Genomic DNA, 19,437 nt, shown 5'->3' with positions numbered 1-19,437 from the left:
GACCACTTCGGAAGTGCCTATTTGTCGCGATTTCGGGCATGGCGAATTGAATCGCGCTGAAATAATTCGGCGCGACAGGGGAAAAGGGAGGCCGGCGGGTCAGACCGCCAGGCGCGCGGCGAAGTGCTCGCGGACCCGGCCCCGCCACAGCTCGTACGCCGGCACGGACGCGGACGGGTCGGCGGTGACCTCGCTGTCGTCGGCCAGCGCGACCGCGTCCCGCACGGACAGGCCGGCGAGGGCGGAGGTGGCCACCTCGGTGTGCGGCGGCACGAACCCGGCGTAGCTGCGCGCCTTCGCGGCGAAGACGGAGCCCTGGGCCACCTGGGGCGCGTGCTCGCCGGCCTCGCGGCTCAGGCCCGCCAGCCCGTCGGCGTCGCATCCGCCGGCGAACGTCGCGGCCAGGCCGACGCCGCTCCACAGGTCGGCCTGCCGATTGCCGGCGAAGTTCCGCACCGCGGTGGCGACGTCCGCCGCCCGCGCGCCGTGGATGAACCACAGCGCCCGCCCGATGCCCTGGTCGACCGCGCGCAGGAAGTAGTCGGGCGACCCCTCCCAGGCGTAGGGCGTGGGCACCCGCTGCTCGTCCACCCATTTGCGAGTGTCGAAGTAGGCGCGGTCGAAGCCGTAGCCGTCCACGGCCAGCCAGCTCATCGTCGGGTAGTACGGCGATCCGCCGAGGTCGGGCATCACCTTGCGCCACAGCACCCGGGGCAGCCGGGCCATGGCGAATCCGATGCCGATGTAGGTGAGGAAGATGTGCGGCTGCCCGGGCCCCAGCAGCAGGTCGCGGGTGCGGTGGCCGCGGCCGCCGCCCATCGCGTCGAGCACCGTGAACGCCATCGTCGCGCCCTCGTAGGCGAAGCCGCGCAGTTCCGGCTCGATCATGCTCAGCCTGCGCTCGACCTCCCACTGGTCACGGGCGTCGATGCCCCACTCGAAGCCGCAGACGACCGACTGGGGGATGGCCTCCAGCCGCCGGGTGACCTCGGAAGGAGAGCCCGGAAACCCTCGCGCGGCGAAGGTCACATCGAGCAGGGACGGGGCCAGCACCAGCCTGCGGAGCGAACCGGAGAACGTCGACATGCCACACCTCTCACTCGTGGTCCCTGGACGGGCTCGAAACGCCGTCGGCACCGCGCCGCCGAAGCCGCTTTCCTCTTCCCGCGTTATCCCGGAAGGCCTCGCCGGCTCTTTCCTCAGGATGCGTCGGCGGGTCCTAAGCGGCTTTTCGTAAAATGCGCGATCGGGGTAAGGGAGTGGCGATTCCTCAGCTAATCCAATGCCAGCGCACATTCGGAGAAGACCACGCGCCCCTGGCGAGCGGACGGGGGCCGGGGGCGAGCCAGGCGAAGGCCGCCCACGCCGAGGCCCACGGCGAAACGGGCGCGGGGTGCGGTTCCGGCGCGTCCGCCGCCGACCCCGCCCGCGCGGCGACGGCGGCCACGACCGCGACGACGGCCGCGAGTTCCTCCGGCGTCGGGTCGCCGCGTACGACGATCAGGTCGCTGCTGTGCTCCACGATGCGCCTCCCGCCTCGACGGTCACACCTCGCGAAGCGGGCGGGCAACTTTCCGGTTGCCGTTGAGGGAGCCCGCGCCCAGCCAGGGTGACGCCGGCGGGTCAGACCCCGGCCTCCTCCCCGAACTCCAGCACGAGCGGCAGGTCGGAGCGCCGGGCGATGCCGAGCTTGCGGTAGGTGCGGGTCAGGTGCTGCTCGACCGTGCTGACCGTGACGAAGAGCCGGGCCGCGATCTCCCGGTTGGTGCAGCCGGCCGCGGCCAGGGACGCGACCCGGCGCTCCGCGTCGCTCAGCGCGCCGAGCGGCTCGGCCCCGGGACGGACGGCCGCCGCCTCGTGGTCCGGCCCGCCGCCCGACCCGGCGCGCGGGCCGCTGTGCGACTGCTGCCTCGGGCTCAGGGCCGCGCTCAGCGGCTCGGCGCCGCACTCCGCGGCGACGGCCTGCGCCCAGGTGGCGATCGTCCGCGCCCTGCGGTACTCCCCGAGCGCGTCGTGGGTCTCCACGAGGTCGGCCAGCGCGCGGGCCAGTTCGTACCTGTCGCCCGCGGCCTGCAGGCACCCGGTCGCCTGCCGCAGCAGCGCGGGCCGCTCGACCGGGTCGAGGGTGGCGGCCAGCATCCGCAGGGCGACCCCCCTGCCCCGGGGGTCGTCGGGCACGCACCCGTCGAGGTGGGCCCGCACCAGCTCACGCGCCTCCTCCACCTGCCCGAGGCGCAGGCAGGCGTCCGCCGCGTCGGCCCGCCAGGGGATCAGGCCGGGCGTGTCGAGATCCCACTCAGTCATCAGCTCGCCGCAGCGCCGGAAGTCGGTCAGCGCCAGTCCCGGGTAGCCGGTCGCGAGGCTGTGACGGCCCCTGGCGTGCAGGTAGTGGAGCCCGTAGCGGCTCTGGAACATGACCTCGGGGACCGGCGCGTCCAGGTGCTCGCGCACCTCGTCGTACCTCCCCATCGCGGTGAGGGCGAGAATGAGGCTGCCGAGCGGCCCGCCGACGGCGACGCCCCAGCCGCTCATCGGGATGATCTGCAGGGCGGCGCGCGCGTGGCGCTCCGCCGCCGGCATGTCCCCCTGGCGGGTCGCGATCTCCGCCCGGATCGCCGCGAGCCTCGCGCGCCTGCTCGGCGCCTGCCGCGCCGACGCCTCGGCGGCGAAGATGTCGCACAGCGGGGCCGCCCGGTCCGCCCTCCCCGCGTACGTCAGCGTCAGCAGGGAGTTCTCGACCGTGTCCAGCGACATCTCGTCGAGCCTCGAGTCCTCCAGGATGCGCTCGACGGCGTCGACGTACTCCTCGCGCGGCCCCCGGGTCAGCACCTCCGCCAGCGCGAGCGCCGACTCCAGCCGCCGGCTGACGGACACCGAGACGATGCCGCCAGGCCCCTCCTCCTCCTTCGTCATCCGCCCCAGCGCGGTGAGGAACGGGGGATGGGCCACGCGCAGGCAGAGCCGGGCCACGACGAGTTCGGCGCGCGTCTCCTGGTCGGTCGTGCCACCCGATTCGAGCACCTGCTCCAGCACGTCGCGCGCGTCGTCGACGCGGCCGTGCCACAGCAGCGCCCTGGCCAGCACGACGGCGTCGGCGCCCCGCAGGCTGCCCCGGTGCACCGCCTCCGCCAGCTCGGCGAGACGGCCGGCGGGCGCGGCAGGGTTGATGCGCCACTCGGCCCGCACGAGCATCGTCATGATCTTCGCCCGCTGCGTGTCGTCCGCGCACGCGCGCCAGGCGAGCCGCAGGTATCCGACCGCGCTGTCGACCTGGCCGGCCCGCAGCGCGCTCCTGGCCGCCTCCTCCAGGATCTCGATGCCCCAGGGAGCGTCCACCCGCCCCGCCTCCAGCAGGTGCCGGGCCACCACGGCGGGGGAGGCGCCGACGCCGTACGACAGCTCGGCCGCCCTGCGGTGCAACTCCGTCCGCTCCCCCGCGTCCATCGCCCCGAGGACCGCCTGCCGCGCGGCCTCGTGGCGGAAGGTGCCCAGCGCGGTCAGGCCGGCGGCGCCGAGGGCGTGCAGGTCCTTGTTCACGTCGGCCGCGGGCACGCCCAGCAGGAGGTCGAGGGAGCGGGGCTCGCCGAGGACCGCGAGCCCGCGGGCGGCCCGCGCCACCCGCGCCTCGCCGCGGTTCAGGCACGAAAGCACGGCCTGGCCGTACTGCTCGCCCGCGACCACCCCCGCCGGGGGCTCCTGCGCCGTACGGGCGGACTCCTCGTAGTCGTCGGCCAGCGCGGTGACCAGCAGGGGGTTGCCGCCGCTGTGCGCGTACATCTCGTCGGCGAGCCGCTCGGCGGCCTCGTCGCCGAGCCGCTCGGCCAGCATCGCCGCCACCCCCGTCCGCGACAGCCGGGTCAGCCTGACCCGGCGGCAGTGCGGCTGGCGCAGCAGCTCGGTCTGGAAGTAGGAGTCCGTACGCCACGCCTGGTCGGCGTGCCCGAAGATCGCCACGATCTGGGCGAGCCGCACCCGGCGGGCGAGGTAGGCCAGGCAGAGCAGCGACTCCCGGTCGGCGTGGTGGACGTCGTCGACGACGAGCACCAGGGGACACCGCTCGGACAGGTCGAGCATGACGCCGCAGAGCGCGTGGACGAGCTGGGCGTCCACCGGCCTGCGCTCGCCCGCGCCCGCCGCGACCGCCCGCGCGCCCTCCTCCAGCAGGGAAAGCGCGCGCTCCCGCTCCTGCGGGACCAGCGGGGCGTCCTCCACGAGCTGACGCAGCACGCCCAGCGGGACGTCGCGCTCCAGGGACGAGCCCGTCGCGGTGACGGCCAGGGCGCCCAGCTCGATGGCCTGCTCCGCGAACGTGTGCAGCAGCGTGCTCTTGCCCGTCGCCACCGCGCCGCCGACCAGGGCGACCCTGCCCCTGCCCATGACGGCGCTGGCGAGTAGCGCCTCCAGCAGCGCGAGTTCCTGTTCTCTTTCGACCATGGTCATCGCCGTGTCACCGCCCTTCACGTGGTCACCTGCCGGCCGTCACCCGCCGGGATCGCCCGGCGCCCGGGCGTCCGTGCCGCCCGCTTCCGTCCGTCGCTCCCCTGCCGTCACCCCTGCCGTCACCGCTGCCGCCGCCCGCCCCCGGCGTCCGCTCGCGGGCGGCCCTGGCGACGGCGGAGCGCACCGCGGCCAGCGCGGCCCGCTCGACGTCCCGATCGATACCCGCCCCCCAGTGGCAGACGCCGTCCGCGCGGTACTCGGCGTAGACCGCGGCCACGTCCCGCCCCGCCGCGCCCGCGCCGGCCGCCGGGCGGGTGTGATGGACGATCCGCACCCGCAGGCCCCGGCGCGCGAGCTCCGCGCGGACCGCCTGGACCGTGTCCGTCCTCGCCGGGCCGGTGCGGAACCAGCCGGCGTCGATGTGCAGGGTGACCGTGCCAGCGGTCTCGACGTACGGCGGGATCGGCAGGGTGGAGTCCACGACGTACTCACGGACGAAGACCTCGAGGACGCGCTCCGGCGCGACCTCCCCGCCCTCCGCGTCCGTCAGCGCCTGCATCCTTTTGGCGAAGTCGGCCTGCAGCTCGCGCGGCAGGGTGAGTCCGTGCCACACGCTCATCACGTAGGCGAGGCCGCCCTTGCCCGACTGGCTGTTGATCCGCACCACCGCCTCGTACGTCCGGCCAACGTCCTGCGGGTCGAGCGGCAGGTAAGGCACCCGCCACGGCAGGCGCGCGGCGTCGTCCCCGCCGCGGGCGGCCTCCCTCTCCGCGGCGTCCATGCCCTTCTTGATGGCGTCCTGGTGGGAGCCGGAGAAGGCGGTGTAGACGAGGTCGCCGCCGTACGGGTGCCGGGGATGCACCGGCACCCCCGTGCAGTGCTCCACGGTGCGGCGGACGCGGTCGAGGTCGGAGAAGTCGATGCCGGGGTCCACGCCCTGCGTGGACAGGTTGAGCCCGAGGGTGACCAGGCAGACGTTGCCCGCGCGCTCGCCGTTGCCGAACAGACAGCCCTCGACCCGGTCGGCGCCCGCCATGACGGCCAGTTCCGCGGTGGCGACGCCGGTCCCCCTGTCGTTGTGCGGGTGGACCGACAGGCACACGTGCTCGCGCCGCGACAGGTTGCGGTGCATCCACTCGATCCTGTCGGCGAAGACGTTCGGCGTGGCGCGCTCGACCGTGGTGGGGAAGTTGAGGACGGTCTCGCGGCCGGCCTCCGGCTGCCAGACGTCCATGACGGCCTCGCAGACCTCCAGCGCGAACTCCGGCTCCGTGTCGGCGAAGTGCTCGGGTGAGAACTGGTAGCCGAGGTCGCAGCCGTCCAGCGTCCGCTCGGCGTACTTCATCACCAGCCGGGTCCCCTGGACGGCGAGGTCCTTGCACTCGTCGCGGCTCATGCCGAACACCAGGCCGCGGAAGAGCGGCGAGGTCGCGGCGTAGAGGTGGACGGTGGCGCGCGACGCGCCCTCCAGGCTCGCCACCGTGCGCTCGATCAGCTCGTCCCTGGCCTGGGTCAGTACGGAGATCCGGACGTCGTCGGGGACGAGGTCGCGCTCGACGAGCATCCGGACGAAGTCGTAGTCGTCCTTGCTGGCCGCAGGGAAGCCGACCTCGATCTCCTTGTAGCCCATGTCCACCAGCAGGTCGAACATGATCAGCTTCCGGGCCGGCGTCATCGGCTCCGCCAGCGACTGGTTCCCGTCCCGCAGATCGGTCGACAGCCAGCGCGGCGCCGCGCCGATGGTCGCGTCCGGCCAGGCGCGGTCCTCCAGGAATAGCCGCGGAGAACCGCTGTAGCGTCCGAGATTCACGGCCGGCTCCTTAGGTGAGCGATCCGAAATAGGCGGAGTAGGAGTGCGGCGAGAGCAGAACCTGCAACTGGTAGGAGTCGGCCTCGTCCTGCATGCGGAACGTGATCGAGATTTCGGGATAGGCCGCTGTGAGCCCCAGGCCGACGAAGTACGAGTCGCTCTCGAAGACGATGCGGTGGAGGCCGCGGTCGAATCTGCGCCCGCGCCACTCCCCCACCCGCCCCTCGTGGTCGGTCTCCGCCTTGACATCGGCGCACCACGCGCCGTTGTCGATGTGCTCAAGCCGCACGCGCACACCGGCGGCCGGCCGGCCGTAAAGGCCGTCCAGCGCCTGCAGAGCAATGCCCATTTCATCGCCACACATTCCCGAGTCCCTGACGACTCGGCTAGACGCTCTCGTCTTCGGACCTTGCGATCCCGGCATGGCCACCATGTGCGGGCTTGTCCCGGGTACATGCCACAGTCGCGCACCCCGTTATCGGCCCGGCATCGCCCCGCTATCGCGTAGGCATCGCGCCGCGATCGCCGCTAGCCGCCGCGGCTCCGCCGGTGGCGGGACCGCGCTCCCCCGTGGTTGCGCGAACCCCCGCACCCCACCCATCAATAGCGCTCTGACCTGCGGTGATGGAATCGCGGAAGCGCGACGATAAGGGCCCGATGGCGGGGGGTGTGAGCGTCTGTCCCGTAAGCGAACGGCGTACAGGACGCCGCGAAAACGGTGGAGGTAATCCAGTGGCCGGCAGCAGCAACATCCTCGTCAAGCGATTCGCCGTCTCCGTCTTCGTCGCCCTCGCGGCCGCGGCGTCGGCCGGCGCGGTGGTCTCGGTGACGTCTGCTTCCCACGCTCACGCCCGCACCGCCGACCACCCCGCCGTCAAGTGGGACGGCCCCGCGAGCGCCCCCTCGCCGAGCCCCACCAAGACGACCCACGTGAACCCCTGGGACTGACCTGCCGCCGAGCGGCCGGAGACCTCGCGTCTCCGGCCGCTCGGCGCTTTACGCGTTGTTTGCCGGACCGTCTCGGCCGGTTTTCTGACGCTGTGACTTTCAACCGGTAAGGCCGCTGAGCGGATGCTCATGCGAAACTGAAGTCCATCCTTCGGACCGCATTCGCCTAGCCACCAGCCGTCCTGCGCTGTACGATCCCTGACATCAATGTCAAAATGGGACATGCGGATGACAACATGCCAGAACGGCGGTGACCAGACCTGACACCGTTTCCGCCGGTGTCCACGGCTCCTTCGCAAACATTCCGTAAACTGCCGTCACACCATAAAGAGCCTTTTATGTGAGGCCGCAATGCGCATATCGCGGAGAGCGACCTCCGCTATCCGCGCCGTGCGTGGCTCAGCAGTTTTCAGAGGGAGATGCATGTGGAGTTTCGCCTGCTAGGAGCCCTCGAAGTCACCGAGGACGGGCAGCGGCTCGACCTCGGGGGCGTGCGGCAGCACACGGTCCTGGCCGTGCTGCTGCTGGAGGCAAACCGCCCCGTCGCCGTCAGCCGTCTCATGGAGGCCATCTACGGGGACGACCCGCCGGCCACGTCGCGGGCCCAGGTGCAGATCTGCATCTCCGCCCTGCGGCGCCTGTTCGCCGCCCACGGCAAGGATCAGATGATCGTCACCCGGTCCCAGGGGTACGCCTTCAGGACCGACAGCGAGCAGATCGACGCGCACCGCTTCGAGAGCCTGGTCCTGAGAGCGCGGCAGGCGCGCGACAACCGGAACCCGGACGAGGCCGTCAAGCGCTACCGTGAGGCGCTGGCCCTCTGGCGCGGCCCCGCGCTCGAAGGCATCGAGAGCAGGATGGTCCAGGCCGCCGCGAGCTGGCTCGACGAGGAGCGGCTCGCCGCGAACGAGGACTGCGTCCAGCTCGAGCTGGAACTCGGCCGGCACCACGAGCTGGTGACGGAGCTGCGCAGGCTCGTGGAGGAGCACCCGCTGCGCGAACGGCTGCTCGGTCAGTTCATGACGGCGTTGTACCGCTCCGGCCGGCAGGCCGAGGCCCTGCAGGTATACCGCGACGCCCGGCGGATGATGATCGACGAGCTGGGCATCGAGCCCAACGAGCGGCTGCAGCAGCTCGAACACGCCATCCTCACCGCGGACGAGAGCCTCCACGCGCCGCCGGAGCGGCAGAACGCCCCGGCCGCCGCGGCCGAGCCCGCGCCTCCTCCGCCGATCCCCGGCATGCTCCCCTCGGGGATCGCCGACTTCATCGGCAGGAACAGGCACCTCGACGAGATCCGGCACCGGCTGACGCGGGTCTCCGACGGCGCCACGCGTTTCGCCGTGCCGATCATCGCGATCGCCGGCCGGGCCGGCATCGGCAAGACGACCATCGCGGTCCACGCCGCGCACAGCGTCGCCGACCACTACCCCGACGGTCAGCTCTTCGCCGACATGCACGGCGGGGTCTCCCGTCCGGTCAGCCCGATGCAGGTGCTCGAACGGTTCCTGCGCGCCCTCGGCGTGCCGGGCCCCGCGCTTCCCGACGGCCTGGAGGAGCGGGCCGAGACGTACCGCACGCTGCTCGCGGACCGCAGGATGCTGATCGTGCTCGACGACGTGCGCAACGAGAGCCAGGTCCTGCCGCTGCTGCCGGGCAATCCGGCCTCCGCCGTCATCGTCACCAGCCGCAGCCGCCTGGTGGGGCTGGCCGGGGCGACGCACATCGACGTGGACCTGTTCGAATCGGCCCAGTCGGTGGACCTGCTCGCCCAGGTCGCGGGCATGGGGCGGGTGGAGTCCGAGCAGAACTCCGCCGAGGCCCTCGCCGACCTGTGCGGTCACCTTCCCCTGGCCCTGCGCATCGCCGGCGCGCGGCTGGCGGCCCGCCCGCACTGGAGCATCGAACAACTCGTCGACCGCCTCAGGGACGAGACGCGCAGGCTCGACGAGCTGATGCACGGCGAGATGGGCATCCGGGCCAGTCTCTCGCTCACCTACGACAACATCAGCGAGGATGCGCGGCGGCTGCTGCGGCGGCTGGCGATCCTCGACTCCCACATCTTCTCCGTGTGGACCGGCGCGTCCCTCCTCGACCGGTCCTTCGCCGAGGCGCAGGACCTGCTCGACGACCTCGCCGACGCCCACCTCGTCGAGGTGGCGGTCGGCCGGGGCACGCACACCCAGTATCGGTTCCACGACCTCGTCAAGGTGTTCGCGCGCGAGCGCCTCGCCGCGGAGGAGCCGGTCGCGGAGCGGAAGGCCGCGCTGTCGCGGGTGCTCGGCTCCCTGCTGTCGCTGACGGACGCGGCCAGATCCCGGGAGTTCGGCTCCGACATGCTCGCCAGGGAGGACAGCGGGATCTCCAGGCCGCTGCCGGAACGGCTCGTCGAGCAGCTCGTCGCCGACCCGATGGCGTGGTTCGAGCGGGAGCGGCACCTGCTGGTCTCCGGCATCCGGCAGGCGGCGCAGGCGGGCTTCGTCGAGCTGTGCTGGCGGCTGGCCGCGAACGCCGCGATGTTCTTCGAGTCGCGGGTCTACCTGGACGACTGGCGGGAGACCCACGAGCTCGCGCTGGAGGCCGCGCGGCAGGCCGGCGACCTGCGCGGCCAGGCCGAGATGCTGTACACCATCGGCTCGCTGTCGTTCAGCGAGCAGCGGTTCGACGACGCCAGGCGCGAGCTGGACGCGGCGGTGCGGCTGTTCGAGGAGGTCGGCGACGAGCTGCGGATCGCCCTGGCCATCCGCAGCATCGCCGTCCTCGAGCGCATCAACGGGCGCTTCGCGGAGGCGGTCGCCAACTACGAGAAGGCGCTGCGGGTCTTCCAGGACGCGGGCGACCACGTCTCCGCCGCGCACACCCTGCACAGCCTCGCCCAGGTGCGGCTCGACTGCGACGACCTCGACAGCGCCAAGGAGCTGCTCGCCGAGGCGCTGACGCGGAGCAAGGCCGGGGGCGACCGCAGGGTGACGGCGCAGGTGCTGCACCGGATGGGGCAGGCGCATCTGCAGGCGGGCGAGTTCGGGCTGTCCGCCGGGGCCTTCGAGGAGTCGCTGACGGTCGTCCGGGACATCGGCGACTCCATCGGCGAGGCGCTGGCCCTGCACGGCCTGGGCGTCGCCCGGCTGCGCCAGGGCAGGATCGCCGAGGCCGGCGAGACGCTGCGCGAGGCCCTGCGGCTCGCGACCAGCGCACGGCATCGTCTCGCGGAGGCCCGCGTGATGGCAGGACTCGGCGAGGTCGCCGTCGCCAACGGCGAGAACGACCAGGCCGCGGCGCACCTGCGCAGGGCGGCCGCCCTGTTCCGCGGGATGCAGATGCCGCTGCTCGAAGCGCAGACCCTGATCATGCTGAGCGACGCGTTGTACACCCTCGGGGACTACGACGAGGCGGACGACGCCATGACCCGCACGCTCGACCTCGCGGACCGGATCGACCCGCGCGCCGGGCGGCAGGTGCGCGAGCGGCTCTCCAGGACGCGGCGGGCAGGGCCCGACTCCCGCGGCGCGCTGCGGGTCTCCGACGGCCTGGGGCCGGTGGTGATGACCTGACCCGGGCTCGCACTCTGGGAGGTGCCGCGGCCCTCGGCGGTTGCGATGCTGTGAGGGCAGCCAGCAGACAGTCAGCAGGCAGCCAGGACGCCATGCGCGCCATCGTGGACGTTTGGGGAGGACACCGTATGAGTGGCAATCACCCCGGCGAGCTCGTTCTCCCGGTCATCGAGGCCAAGGTCGCCGAGATCTGGAAGCAGGTGCTCGACGTGCCGGACGGCAGTGAGGACGCGACCTTCTTCGACCTGGAGGGGGAGTCGATCGCCGCGGTCCGCCTCGTATCCCGGATCGAGGACGAGCTCGGCATCTCCGTCGACGTCGGCGACGTCTTCGAGGAGGACCCGAACCTCGACGCGCTGGTCCGCATGGTCGCGGGGAAGGCGGCGGTCTCGCCCGCCGCGTGACCGGTCCGGCACGTCGTGGCCGGAGGCGTGGTCCCACGCCTCCGGCCTTTCCGCGTGCTCTCCTTGTACGTTCCTTGTGCCTTCCGCATGCCCGGGGTCCTCGCCCGCCGTCATGTCCGGGCCGTCCGGGTCGTTTCCGGGGGGCACCCGGGTTCTCTCCGCCGGTACGCGCCCCCTGGCACACGTAAGAGACGGTCCCGCGGCACGCCGTTGGGCCGCGGAACCGTCTCTGCGGAGGGGGTGCGGTCTAGATGTAGAAGGTGCCGGGCTCCTGGCCGCAGAGCACCCGGCCGTACAGCTCGGTGTTGGTGTTGGGGTTCATCAGGGCGTGCAGGTTCACCGCCGAGATGTCACGGGCGATCCGCTGGATCGGCACGTGGGTGTAGATCGAGGAGCCGCCGCTGGCCGAGGCCAGGATGTCCGCGGCCTCCTTGCCGAGCCGGCACACGGCGCCCATGTCGGCGCGCGCCCTGGCCCGCTCCTCCAGCGTCCACTGCTCGCCGGTCACGCCCTTGCCGTCGACGAGGCCGGTCAGGCGCTGGGCGTGGAACTCCGCCTGGTCGATCTTGAGGGACGCCTCCGCCACCTGCAGGTGGGTCACCGGCGCCTCGCTCTGGCTCTCGTAGTGCGTGTAGGTGATCTTGCGGCTGGGCAGGCGCTCGAAGAAGGCCTCCTTGGCCGCCCTGGCCAGGCCGATCACCGTGCCGACCGAGGACGCGGAGGCGACCGGCAGCAGCGGCGTGCGGTAGATGGGGCTGGCGGCGTTCAGCTTCGACGCGTACTGCCCCATGAGCACCGCGGGGAGCGGAAGCACCCGCTCGGCCGGGATGAACACGTCCTGCGCGACCGTGGTGACGCTGCCGGTGCCCCGCAGGCCGGAGGTGTGCCAGTCGTCCACGATCTGCAGGTCCGACATCGGGACCAGCGCCATGATCGGCATGGCCTCGCCGTCGGGGTTCACCTGGATCGCCACGATCTCCTGCCAGTGGCTGTGCCAGGCGCCGCTGACGAACCCCCACTTGCCGTTGACCACGACGCCGCCGTCCACCGGGGCGGCCATGGCGGTGGGGCTGAGCGTGCCGCACACGCGCACGTCCGGCGTCGAGAACACCTCGTCCTGCACCTCGTCGGGGAACAGGCAGGTCATCCAGGTCGGGATCCAGTAGACCGACGCCGTCCAGGCGGTGGAGCCGTCTGCCCGGCCGAGCTCGGCCGCCACCTCGAGAAGGGTCCTCGTGTCGCACTCGTAGCCGCCGTAGCGGGCGGGCACCCGCATCTTGAAGATGCCGGCGTCGGCCAGGGCCTCGATCGACTCGTCGTGGATCCGCCGGTTCTCATCCGCCCAGTCCGCGTGGCCGCGCAGCAGCGGCAGCAGTTCGGACGCGCGCCGAACCAGTTCCTCGCGTGTCGGAACCCCGGTCGTCAACATCGTTTCCTCCTCGTGCCGTCGGCGCTGAAGCCGCTCCTCGAGTCCCAGCTCACGGCACCTGCGGGCGCGTGACACGCCCGCGACGCGATGCGGTGCGGAGGCCGCCGCTGGGTCTCCTCGACTGTCGCACCGGCCCCGTGGAGTGCACACCTTTCTGGTTGCGCAGCCCCGGCCGCGTCCCCCGTCACGGGGGACGCCGAGGGCCGCGGAAGGTCGCAGAGGGCCGCGGTGGCGACGCGGCTCAGGCCGCGAGCGCGTCCGCCCGCACCGGGCGCCGCGCGCCCCCGCCGACGATGCGCGCCCGGCCGTCGTTGCCTCGCGTGAGCAGGTCGGCGAGCAGGTCCCCGCCCTCCGGGTCGCGCAGCGCCGCCGCCGCGGCGGCCAGGTCCCGCGCCACCGCCTCCAGGACGGCGGCGACCGGCTCGGCGTTCTGCCGCAGGATGTCGCCCCACAGGCCGGGATCGCCGGCGGCCACCCGCGTGACGTCGCGCAGGCCGGGCCCCACCACGGAGAGCGTGGTCTCGTCCGCTCCGGCGAACCTCGCCGCCAGCGCCGCCGACACCAGGTGCGGCGCGTGCGAGCTCGCGGCGACGGCCAGGTCGTGGACGTCCGGCGTCAGCAGCCGGTGCTCGGCTCCGCACGCCGCCACCAGTTCGGCCACCACGCGCACCGGCCGCAGCGGTGTCGCGGGAAGCGGGCAGAGCGTCCACGGCCGTCCGGTGAACAGGTCGGCCCTGGCCGCCTCGGGGCCCGACGCCTCCGCCCCCGCCATCGGGTGCCCCGGGACGTACGTGGTGAGGTCGCAGCCCGCCCGCTCGGCCTCGGCGACCACGCGGGCCTTGGTGCTCGCGACATCGGTGTAGACGACGCCGAGGCCCCTGGCCTGGGCGTCCCGCAGCACTGCGGCCACGGTGGACGGCGGGGTCGCGACGACCACCACGTCCGCCACGGGAGCGCCGGGGGTCAGCGCGACGCCCGCGCCCATCCGCTCGGCGACGGCCACCGCGTGCGGGTCGCGGTCGTGCAGCGCGACCTCGACGCCCGCCTCGCGCAGCGCGAGCGCGGCAGAGGCGCCGATCAGACCACAGCCGATGATCGTGACGCGGCGAATAGACGACGAAGTCATCATGCCTCTCCCTCGGTGCGAGTACGGATCTCCGCATGGGCAATCTCGCGCGTTTCGACGGCACGGGCCAGACGCGGCGGCGTCAGCAAGATGCCCGTGCGGTACAGGTTCCTGCCAGCCTCCGTCCCGTCGCGGAGGGCCGGCCGGGCTGACCATTCTCCCGACCGTTCGTCAGGGCATGAAGCAAGGGCCGGGTGCGCCGCGACGGCACCACGCCCGGCCCTTTCCCGGGCGGCCCCACGCTGGCAGGAAACGGTTATCGGCACGCAACATGCTGCCTCCACTCCGCCTTGTCCGTGGCTCACGGCGGACCGCACAGTCGTGCCATGAGGGATCCCGCCCCCGCGCCGGACCTTTCTCCCCTGGCGGGCCTCGCCCCGGCGCCTGGCCTTTCCCCGAGTCTGGAGGGACAGCGATGACGGCCGAACGGATTCTCGACAAGGTGCTCTCCCCTGAGCCGCCCGCCTTCGCGCTGCTGCACCGCCCGGGGGCCGGCCGCCAGGGCCTGCTCGACGTCCTCGTGGGCGACATGTCCGCGGTCGGGACGCTCGACGAACTGCCGCTTCCCGACGATCCCGGCGCCACCGGCGAGGCCCGCCACGAGACGCTGGCCCTCATCCCCTTCCGGCAGATCACCGAGCGGGGCTTCACAGTGGTGGACGACCACGAGCCGCTGCTGGCGATGACGATCACCGAGCAGGGGACGCTGCCGCTCACCGACGCGCTGCGGCGAATCCCCCGTACGCGCGTGGTCGCCGGCGCCCGCCGCGTGGACCTGGACGACGACGAGTACGCGGCCGTGGTGCGGAAGGTCATCGAGGAGGAGATCGGCCACGGCGAGGGCGCCAACTTCGTCATCAAGCGGTCGTTCACCGCCGAGATCTCCGGCTACTCCGTGGGCAGCGCGCTGACGTTCTTCCGCCGGCTGACGGAACGCGAGTCCGGCACGTACTGGACGTTCGTCATCCACACCGGCGACCGCACGTTCGTCGGCGCCACCCCGGAGCGGCACATCAGCCTGTCGGGCGGCGTCGCGACGATGAACCCGATCAGCGGCACCTACCGCTACCCCGCGTCCGGCCCGACCCTGCCGGGGCTCATGGCCTTCCTCGCCGACCGCAAGGAGGCCGACGAGCTCTACATGGTGCTCGACGAGGAGCTCAAGATGATGGGGCGCATCTGCCACTCCGGCGGGCGGGTGTCGGGGCCGTACCTGAAGGAGATGACGCGGGTCGCGCACACCGAGTACTTCATCGACGGCCGCACCACCCGCGACGTGCGCGAGATCCTGCGCGAGACGCTCTTCGCGCCCACCGTCACGGGGAGCCCGCTGGAGAGCGCCTGCCGGGTGATCAGCCGGTACGAGCCGGAGGGACGCGGCTACTACAGCGGCGTCGTCGCGCTCATCGGCAGGGACGCCGCCGGCGGCCGCACGCTCGACTCCTCCATCCTCATCCGCACGGCGGACATCGACAACGAGGGCCGGGTGCGGATCGCGGTGGGCGCGACCCTGGTGCGCCACTCCGACCCGCTCTCCGAGGCGGCCGAGACCCGGGCCAAGGCGGCCGGGCTGCTCGACGTGCTCTGCATGGAGCCGCCGGGGCGCTTCGCCGACCACCCCGACGTGCGCCGGGCGCTCGACGCCCGCAACGACACGATCGCCGGCTTCTGGATGCGGGAGGACGAGCACCGGGTGCAGTGGACGCCCGGCCTGATCGGCCGGCGGGTCCTCGTGGTGGACGCCGAGGACAACTTCACCTCCATGATCGCCCATCAGCTCCGGTCGCTCGGCCTGGAGGTGGCCGTACGGCGGTTCGACGAGCCGTACTCGCTGGACGGCCACGACCTGGTGGTCCTCGGACCCGGGCCAGGCGACCCCCGCGACGTCGCCCACCCCAAGATCGCCCACCTGCGCGAGGCCGTACGGCGGCTGCTGCGGGAGCGGCGTCCCTTCCTCGCGGTGTGCCTGAGCCACCAGGTGCTCAGCACGGCGCTGGGCCTGCCGCTGGTGCGCAGGGCCGTGCCGAACCAGGGCGTGCAGCGCGAGATCGACCTGTTCGGCCGCAGCGTCAGGGTCGGCTTCTACAACGCGTTCGCCGCCAGGGCCGACGCCGACGTCGTCGAGATCCCCGGGCTGGCCGCGCCCGTCGAGGTCAGCCGCGACCACCGCACCGGGGAGGTGCACGCGCTGCGCGGCCCCGGCTTCGGCTCGATGCAGTTCCACGCCGAGTCGGTGCTCACGGAGAACGGCGTGTCCATCCTCCGCGACGCCATCGCCGCGCTGCTCGACCGGCTGCCGGTCCCCCGGTGAGGGCCGCCGCCGGCCGCCCCCCGTGGTAGCGCACGGGCAGAGATGCGTGGTCAGCGGCCCGGTCCTGACTATGGGGAGGTGAGTTCCAGCCGTCCAGCGAAGGAACAACGAGCATGAGCGCTACTTCGACGATCAACGACGAGATCGCGGCCCTCCGCGAGGTGCCCGGGCGCATCGTCGCCGCTTGGGCAGGCAACGACGCCGACGCCTTCGCCGCGGCCTGCACCGAGGACGCCACCATGATCCTGCCCGGTGGCGTCTTCGTCAGCGGGCGGGAGGCGATCCGCGAATTCTTCAAGGCGGCCTACGCAGGGCCGTACAAGGGAACCCGGGTGACCGGCGAGCCGATTTCGGTCAAGTTCATCGGCTCCGACGCGGCCGTGCTGGTCACGCAGGGCGGTGTCCTGGCCCCCGGCGAGACCGAGGTCGCGCCGGAGCGGGCCATCCGGGCCACCTGGGTGCTCGCCCGGCAGGACGGCACGTGGCTGATCACGGCCTACCAGAACACCCCGACCGCCGCCGCGGCCTGATCCGCGCGCTGAACCGGCGACGAGGAGGACTCCGCGGAGTCCTCCTCGTTTCGTTTCTGCCTGTTTCTGTTCCGCCTGGCGTTCTGCCCGTTCTGTTCCCGGCGATCGGGGCTCACGGCTCGGCGCCTCCCGGCCCTGGTGGCCAGGGCCGGGAGGCGCTCGGATGTTCAGGCGCTCGGGACGTCCAGGCGCTCGGATGTTCAGGCGGAGATCTCGACCCGCGTGTGGTCCCCGACGAGCAGGCGGTGCCGTGCCGCGCCGGGCCTGGTGGGGCCGACCACCGCGCCGCGCCCGATGATCGAGCCGTACAGGCCGGGGACGTCGGAGATCGACGCCCCGTCCAGCACGATGGAGTCGGCCAGCCGGGTGCCGCGCAGCACGCACCCCTCGCCGACGGAGACGTTCGGGCCCAGATGGCAGTCCTCCACCAGCGTGCCGGGACCGATGATCGCCGGCCCCGTCACGACGGAGCGCACCACCCGGGCGCCGGGGGCGACCAGGACCTGGTCGCCGAGCGCGCCGAGCAGGCGGCGGTTGCACTCCAGGACGTCCTCGGCCTTGCCGGTGTCCTTCCAGTAGCCGCGATACTCGGTGGCCTTCACCGCCGCGCCCCGCGCCAGCATCCACTGGATCGCGTCGGTGATCTCCAGCTCGCCCCTGCGGCTCGGCCTGATGGCCTCGACCGCCTCGTGGATCGCCGCCGTGAAGAAGTAGACGCCGACGAGGGCGAGGTCGCTGAGGGGGTGCGCGGGCTTCTCCACCAGCCGCCGCACGCCGCCGGCCGCGTCGAGCTCGACGACGCCGAACTCGCGCGGGTCGGGCACGCGGTGCACCACCACCTGGGCGGCCGGCCGCTCCGCGCGGAAGTCCTCGGCGATGCCGGCGATCCCGTCCGGCAGCATGTTGTCCCCGAGGTACATGACGAAGTCGTCGTCCCCCAGGAACGGCCGCGCCAGCCGTACGGCGTGGGCCAGCCCGAGCGGCTCATGCTGCGGGATGTAGGTGACCCGCATGCCGAGCCTGCCGCCGTCGCCGATCACCCGCGCGATCTCCGAGCTCCAGTGGCCGACGACGATCCCGACCTCGGTGACGCCGCAGTCGCGGATGTTGTCCAGCACGTGTTCGAGCACCGGCCGGTTCGCGATGGGGATGAGCTGTTTGGGCATCGAGTAGCTGAACGGCCGCAGCCGGGTGCCGGACCCGCCGGACAGCACCAGTGCCCTCATGCGATCAGCCCCTTAGGCCGCGCCTCGGCCGCCTGCCGGTTCTCGCGCTCGCGCCGCAGCCGGTCCCTGTCCACCTTGCCGCCCGCGGTGCGCGGCAGGTGTCCCACGACAGTGAAGCTCACGGGCGGCATGGCCCTGCCGAACCAGCGGCGCAGCGCGGCACGCCACGCGGCGGGCGTCGCCTCGGCGGCCGTGGCGCGCGGGACGACGTACGCCGCCAGGCTGGCGACCTGACGGTGCGCCCCCGGCACGGCGACGACGGCGCATTCGGCCACGCTCTCGTGCGCGTTGAGTGCCGCCTCGACGTCGCCGAGCTCCAGCCGGATGCCGTTGAACTTCACCTGGAAGTCGCGGCGTCCCTCGAACTCCAGCACGCCGTCCGCCGTCCACCGGCCCCGGTCGCCCGTGCGGTAGTAGCGGCCCCGGCGGGCGGGCCCGCGCGGCGGGCGGAACGCCGACCGCTCCCCCGCCGCCGCTCCGGCGTACCCGGGGGTGAGGTAGGGGCTGCGGATGACGAGCTCGCCGGTGACGCCCGGCGGGCAGTGACGGTCCAGCTCGTCCAGCACCAGCACCACGCGGCCGGGGATGGGCCGGCCGATCGGCACGCGGCCCTCCACGGTCCGCGACACCTCGTGCCAGGTGGCGAGGATCGACTCGGTCGGGCCGTACAGGTTGATCAGCCGGATCCCGGGCAGGGCGGCGCGCAGGCCGTTCGCCAGTTCGGCGGTGAGCGGCTCGCCCGCCAGCAGGAGGTGGCCGAGCGCGGGAGGGCGCCCGTCCGGCCCGAGAGCCGTGATCGCCTCCAGCAGGCGGCGGGCGAAGCTGGGCACGGTCTGCAGGTGCGTGACGCCCTCGGCGACGAGCCAGGCGGCGAGGCGCTCCGGGTTCGCCCTCAGCTTCGGCGGCACGGGGCAGAGCGTCGCGCCCGCGACGAGCGGGGCGAACATCTCGACGAGGCTCGCGTCGTATCCCGGCGCCGCCCACTGGGCCACCCGGGCGCCGGGCCCGATCCTGAACTCCCGGGCGAACCACGTCACGAACTGCGCGAAGCCGCGGTGGGTCTGCGGGATCCCCTTGGGCCTGCCGGTCGAGCCCGAGGTGTAGGCGACGTACATAAGGTTGTCGGGGGACGCGCCGTGCGCCCCGGGCCCGGTAGAGACCGGTGCTGTGGAGACCGGGGCGGCGGTCTCGGCCTGCCGGAGCAGGCTCGCGACGTCGAGGACCGTCCCGCGCGAGGCGCGGCGGTACCAGTCCGCGAGGTCGTCGCCCGTGCCCGCCTCACCGCTTGCCGTCGGCTCGCCGTGGACGCCCTGCGCTCCGTCGAGGAGCAGCCACTCGGGGCGGAGGTCGTCGAGCACGGCGGCGCCGCGCTGTCCGGCCGCGCCGGGGTCCAGGCAGAGCAGGTGGGCTCCCGCGCTCAGCGCCCCGAGCACGGCGGCGGCCTGACGCGGGCCGGGGTCCATCCGCACGGCCACCGGCCGGCCCGCCGCGCCGCCCGCGGTCAGCGCCGCGGCGACGGCGGCCGCGTCCCGCGCCAGCTCGGCGTACGAGAGGCCGTGGTCGCCCACGGCGATCGCGATGTCGTCCGGCCGGGTCAGCGCGTGCCCGAGCACCCGCTCGTGGACCGGCCGGAAAATGAGCGGTACGCGCATCTCGGTCCCC

General features: G+C 73.0%; 14 protein-coding genes. 5 read left to right on the top strand and 9 right to left on the bottom strand.

The genetic code is table 11. The annotated features are described in order from the left end of the window. Nucleotides 1-99: 99 nt before the first annotated feature. The 5 genes from HHX31_RS00740 to HHX31_RS00720 all read right to left on the bottom strand — a co-directional run bounded on the left by HHX31_RS00740 (nucleotide 100) and on the right by HHX31_RS00720 (nucleotide 6,599). Nucleotides 100-1,086, bottom strand: a complete 987-nt coding sequence (locus HHX31_RS00740) for a DUF1702 family protein (protein ID WP_169944068.1) — start codon at nucleotides 1,084-1,086, stop codon at nucleotides 100-102. Between the two features lie 184 nt (nucleotides 1,087-1,270). Beyond that, nucleotides 1,271-1,522 (bottom strand): acyl-CoA carboxylase epsilon subunit, encoded by a 252-nt coding sequence (locus HHX31_RS00735; RefSeq protein WP_169944067.1) that lies wholly within the window; start codon nucleotides 1,520-1,522, stop codon nucleotides 1,271-1,273. Between the two features lie 101 nt (nucleotides 1,523-1,623). Then, nucleotides 1,624-4,461, bottom strand: coding sequence for an AAA family ATPase (locus tag HHX31_RS00730; protein WP_311931007.1), 2,838 nt, complete (start codon nucleotides 4,459-4,461; stop codon nucleotides 1,624-1,626). Nucleotides 4,462-4,465: 4 nt separating this feature from the next. Then, a complete protein-coding gene (locus tag HHX31_RS00725; protein WP_169944065.1) occupies nucleotides 4,466-6,250 on the bottom strand; it encodes a 2-isopropylmalate synthase in 1,785 nt (594 codons plus the stop codon). A 10-nt stretch (nucleotides 6,251-6,260) separates the two neighbouring features. Further along, nucleotides 6,261-6,599 carry a hydroxyisourate hydrolase gene (locus tag HHX31_RS00720; protein ID WP_169944063.1) on the bottom strand — a complete coding sequence of 113 codons (339 nt, stop codon included), beginning with the start codon at nucleotides 6,597-6,599 and terminating at the stop codon, nucleotides 6,261-6,263. Between the two features lie 383 nt (nucleotides 6,600-6,982). Between HHX31_RS00720 and HHX31_RS00715 the strand changes: the two genes are divergently transcribed. The 3 genes from HHX31_RS00715 to HHX31_RS00705 all read left to right on the top strand — a co-directional run bounded on the left by HHX31_RS00715 (nucleotide 6,983) and on the right by HHX31_RS00705 (nucleotide 11,153). Next, nucleotides 6,983-7,198, top strand: coding sequence for a hypothetical protein (locus HHX31_RS00715; RefSeq protein ID WP_169944062.1), 216 nt, complete (start codon nucleotides 6,983-6,985; stop codon nucleotides 7,196-7,198). 425 nt (nucleotides 7,199-7,623) lie between these two features. Beyond that, nucleotides 7,624-10,749, top strand: a complete 3,126-nt coding sequence (locus HHX31_RS00710) for an AfsR/SARP family transcriptional regulator (protein ID WP_169944061.1) — start codon at nucleotides 7,624-7,626, stop codon at nucleotides 10,747-10,749. Between the two features lie 128 nt (nucleotides 10,750-10,877). Next, the gene (locus tag HHX31_RS00705) at nucleotides 10,878-11,153 is read left to right on the top strand and encodes an acyl carrier protein (protein ID WP_169944059.1); all 276 of its coding nucleotides are present in this window, start codon (nucleotides 10,878-10,880) and stop codon (nucleotides 11,151-11,153) included. Between the two features lie 247 nt (nucleotides 11,154-11,400). Here HHX31_RS00705 and HHX31_RS00700 read toward each other — a convergent pair whose 3' ends face one another. Continuing rightward, nucleotides 11,401-12,582, bottom strand: coding sequence for an acyl-CoA dehydrogenase family protein (locus HHX31_RS00700; protein WP_169944058.1), 1,182 nt, complete (start codon nucleotides 12,580-12,582; stop codon nucleotides 11,401-11,403). Between the two features lie 241 nt (nucleotides 12,583-12,823). Beyond that, nucleotides 12,824-13,711 (bottom strand): prephenate dehydrogenase, encoded by an 888-nt coding sequence (locus HHX31_RS00695; protein WP_169944057.1) that lies wholly within the window; start codon nucleotides 13,709-13,711, stop codon nucleotides 12,824-12,826. Nucleotides 13,712-14,123: 412 nt separating this feature from the next. Between HHX31_RS00695 and HHX31_RS00690 the strand changes: the two genes are divergently transcribed. Next, nucleotides 14,124-16,019 carry an anthranilate synthase family protein gene (locus tag HHX31_RS00690; RefSeq protein ID WP_169944055.1) on the top strand — a complete coding sequence of 632 codons (1,896 nt, stop codon included), beginning with the start codon at nucleotides 14,124-14,126 and terminating at the stop codon, nucleotides 16,017-16,019. A gap of 113 nt (nucleotides 16,020-16,132) precedes the next feature. Continuing rightward, a complete protein-coding gene (locus HHX31_RS00685; protein ID WP_169944054.1) occupies nucleotides 16,133-16,549 on the top strand; it encodes an SgcJ/EcaC family oxidoreductase in 417 nt (138 codons plus the stop codon). Between the two features lie 200 nt (nucleotides 16,550-16,749). Here the strand turns inward: HHX31_RS00685 and HHX31_RS00680 are convergent, their stop codons facing one another. Then, complete coding sequence (locus tag HHX31_RS00680; protein ID WP_169944052.1) at nucleotides 16,750-17,775, bottom strand: glucose-1-phosphate thymidylyltransferase; 1,026 nt, start codon at nucleotides 17,773-17,775, stop codon at nucleotides 16,750-16,752. Then, complete coding sequence (locus HHX31_RS00675) at nucleotides 17,772-19,427, bottom strand: amino acid adenylation domain-containing protein (RefSeq protein WP_169944051.1); 1,656 nt, start codon at nucleotides 19,425-19,427, stop codon at nucleotides 17,772-17,774. The genes HHX31_RS00680 and HHX31_RS00675 overlap by 4 nt, the downstream gene beginning before the upstream one ends. Between the last annotated feature and the right edge of the window lie 10 nt (nucleotides 19,428-19,437).

The organism is Microbispora sp. H11081, assembly GCF_012999535.1.
Lineage (GTDB): Bacteria > Actinomycetota > Actinomycetes > Streptosporangiales > Streptosporangiaceae > Microbispora.
Note: the sequence above shows the minus strand (reverse complement) of the source record. Positions and strands in the feature narration are given on the sequence as shown.

What these genes read in the sequence shown, in the direction of transcription:
- HHX31_RS00740 (WP_169944068.1), bottom strand. Translation starts at nt 1,086, where the DNA reads ATGTCGACGTTCTCCGGTTCGCTCCGCAGGCTGGTGCTGGCCCCGTCC.
- HHX31_RS00720 (WP_169944063.1), bottom strand. Translation starts at nt 6,599, where the DNA reads ATGGGCATTGCTCTGCAGGCGCTGGACGGCCTTTACGGCCGGCCGGCC.
- HHX31_RS00705 (WP_169944059.1), top strand. Translation starts at nt 10,878, where the DNA reads ATGAGTGGCAATCACCCCGGCGAGCTCGTTCTCCCGGTCATCGAGGCC.
- HHX31_RS00700 (WP_169944058.1), bottom strand. Translation starts at nt 12,582, where the DNA reads ATGTTGACGACCGGGGTTCCGACACGCGAGGAACTGGTTCGGCGCGCG.
- HHX31_RS00695 (WP_169944057.1), bottom strand. Translation starts at nt 13,711, where the DNA reads ATGATGACTTCGTCGTCTATTCGCCGCGTCACGATCATCGGCTGTGGT.
- HHX31_RS00690 (WP_169944055.1), top strand. Translation starts at nt 14,124, where the DNA reads ATGACGGCCGAACGGATTCTCGACAAGGTGCTCTCCCCTGAGCCGCCC.
- HHX31_RS00685 (WP_169944054.1), top strand. Translation starts at nt 16,133, where the DNA reads ATGAGCGCTACTTCGACGATCAACGACGAGATCGCGGCCCTCCGCGAG.
- HHX31_RS00680 (WP_169944052.1), bottom strand. Translation starts at nt 17,775, where the DNA reads ATGAGGGCACTGGTGCTGTCCGGCGGGTCCGGCACCCGGCTGCGGCCG.
- HHX31_RS00675 (WP_169944051.1), bottom strand. Translation starts at nt 19,427, where the DNA reads ATGCGCGTACCGCTCATTTTCCGGCCGGTCCACGAGCGGGTGCTCGGG.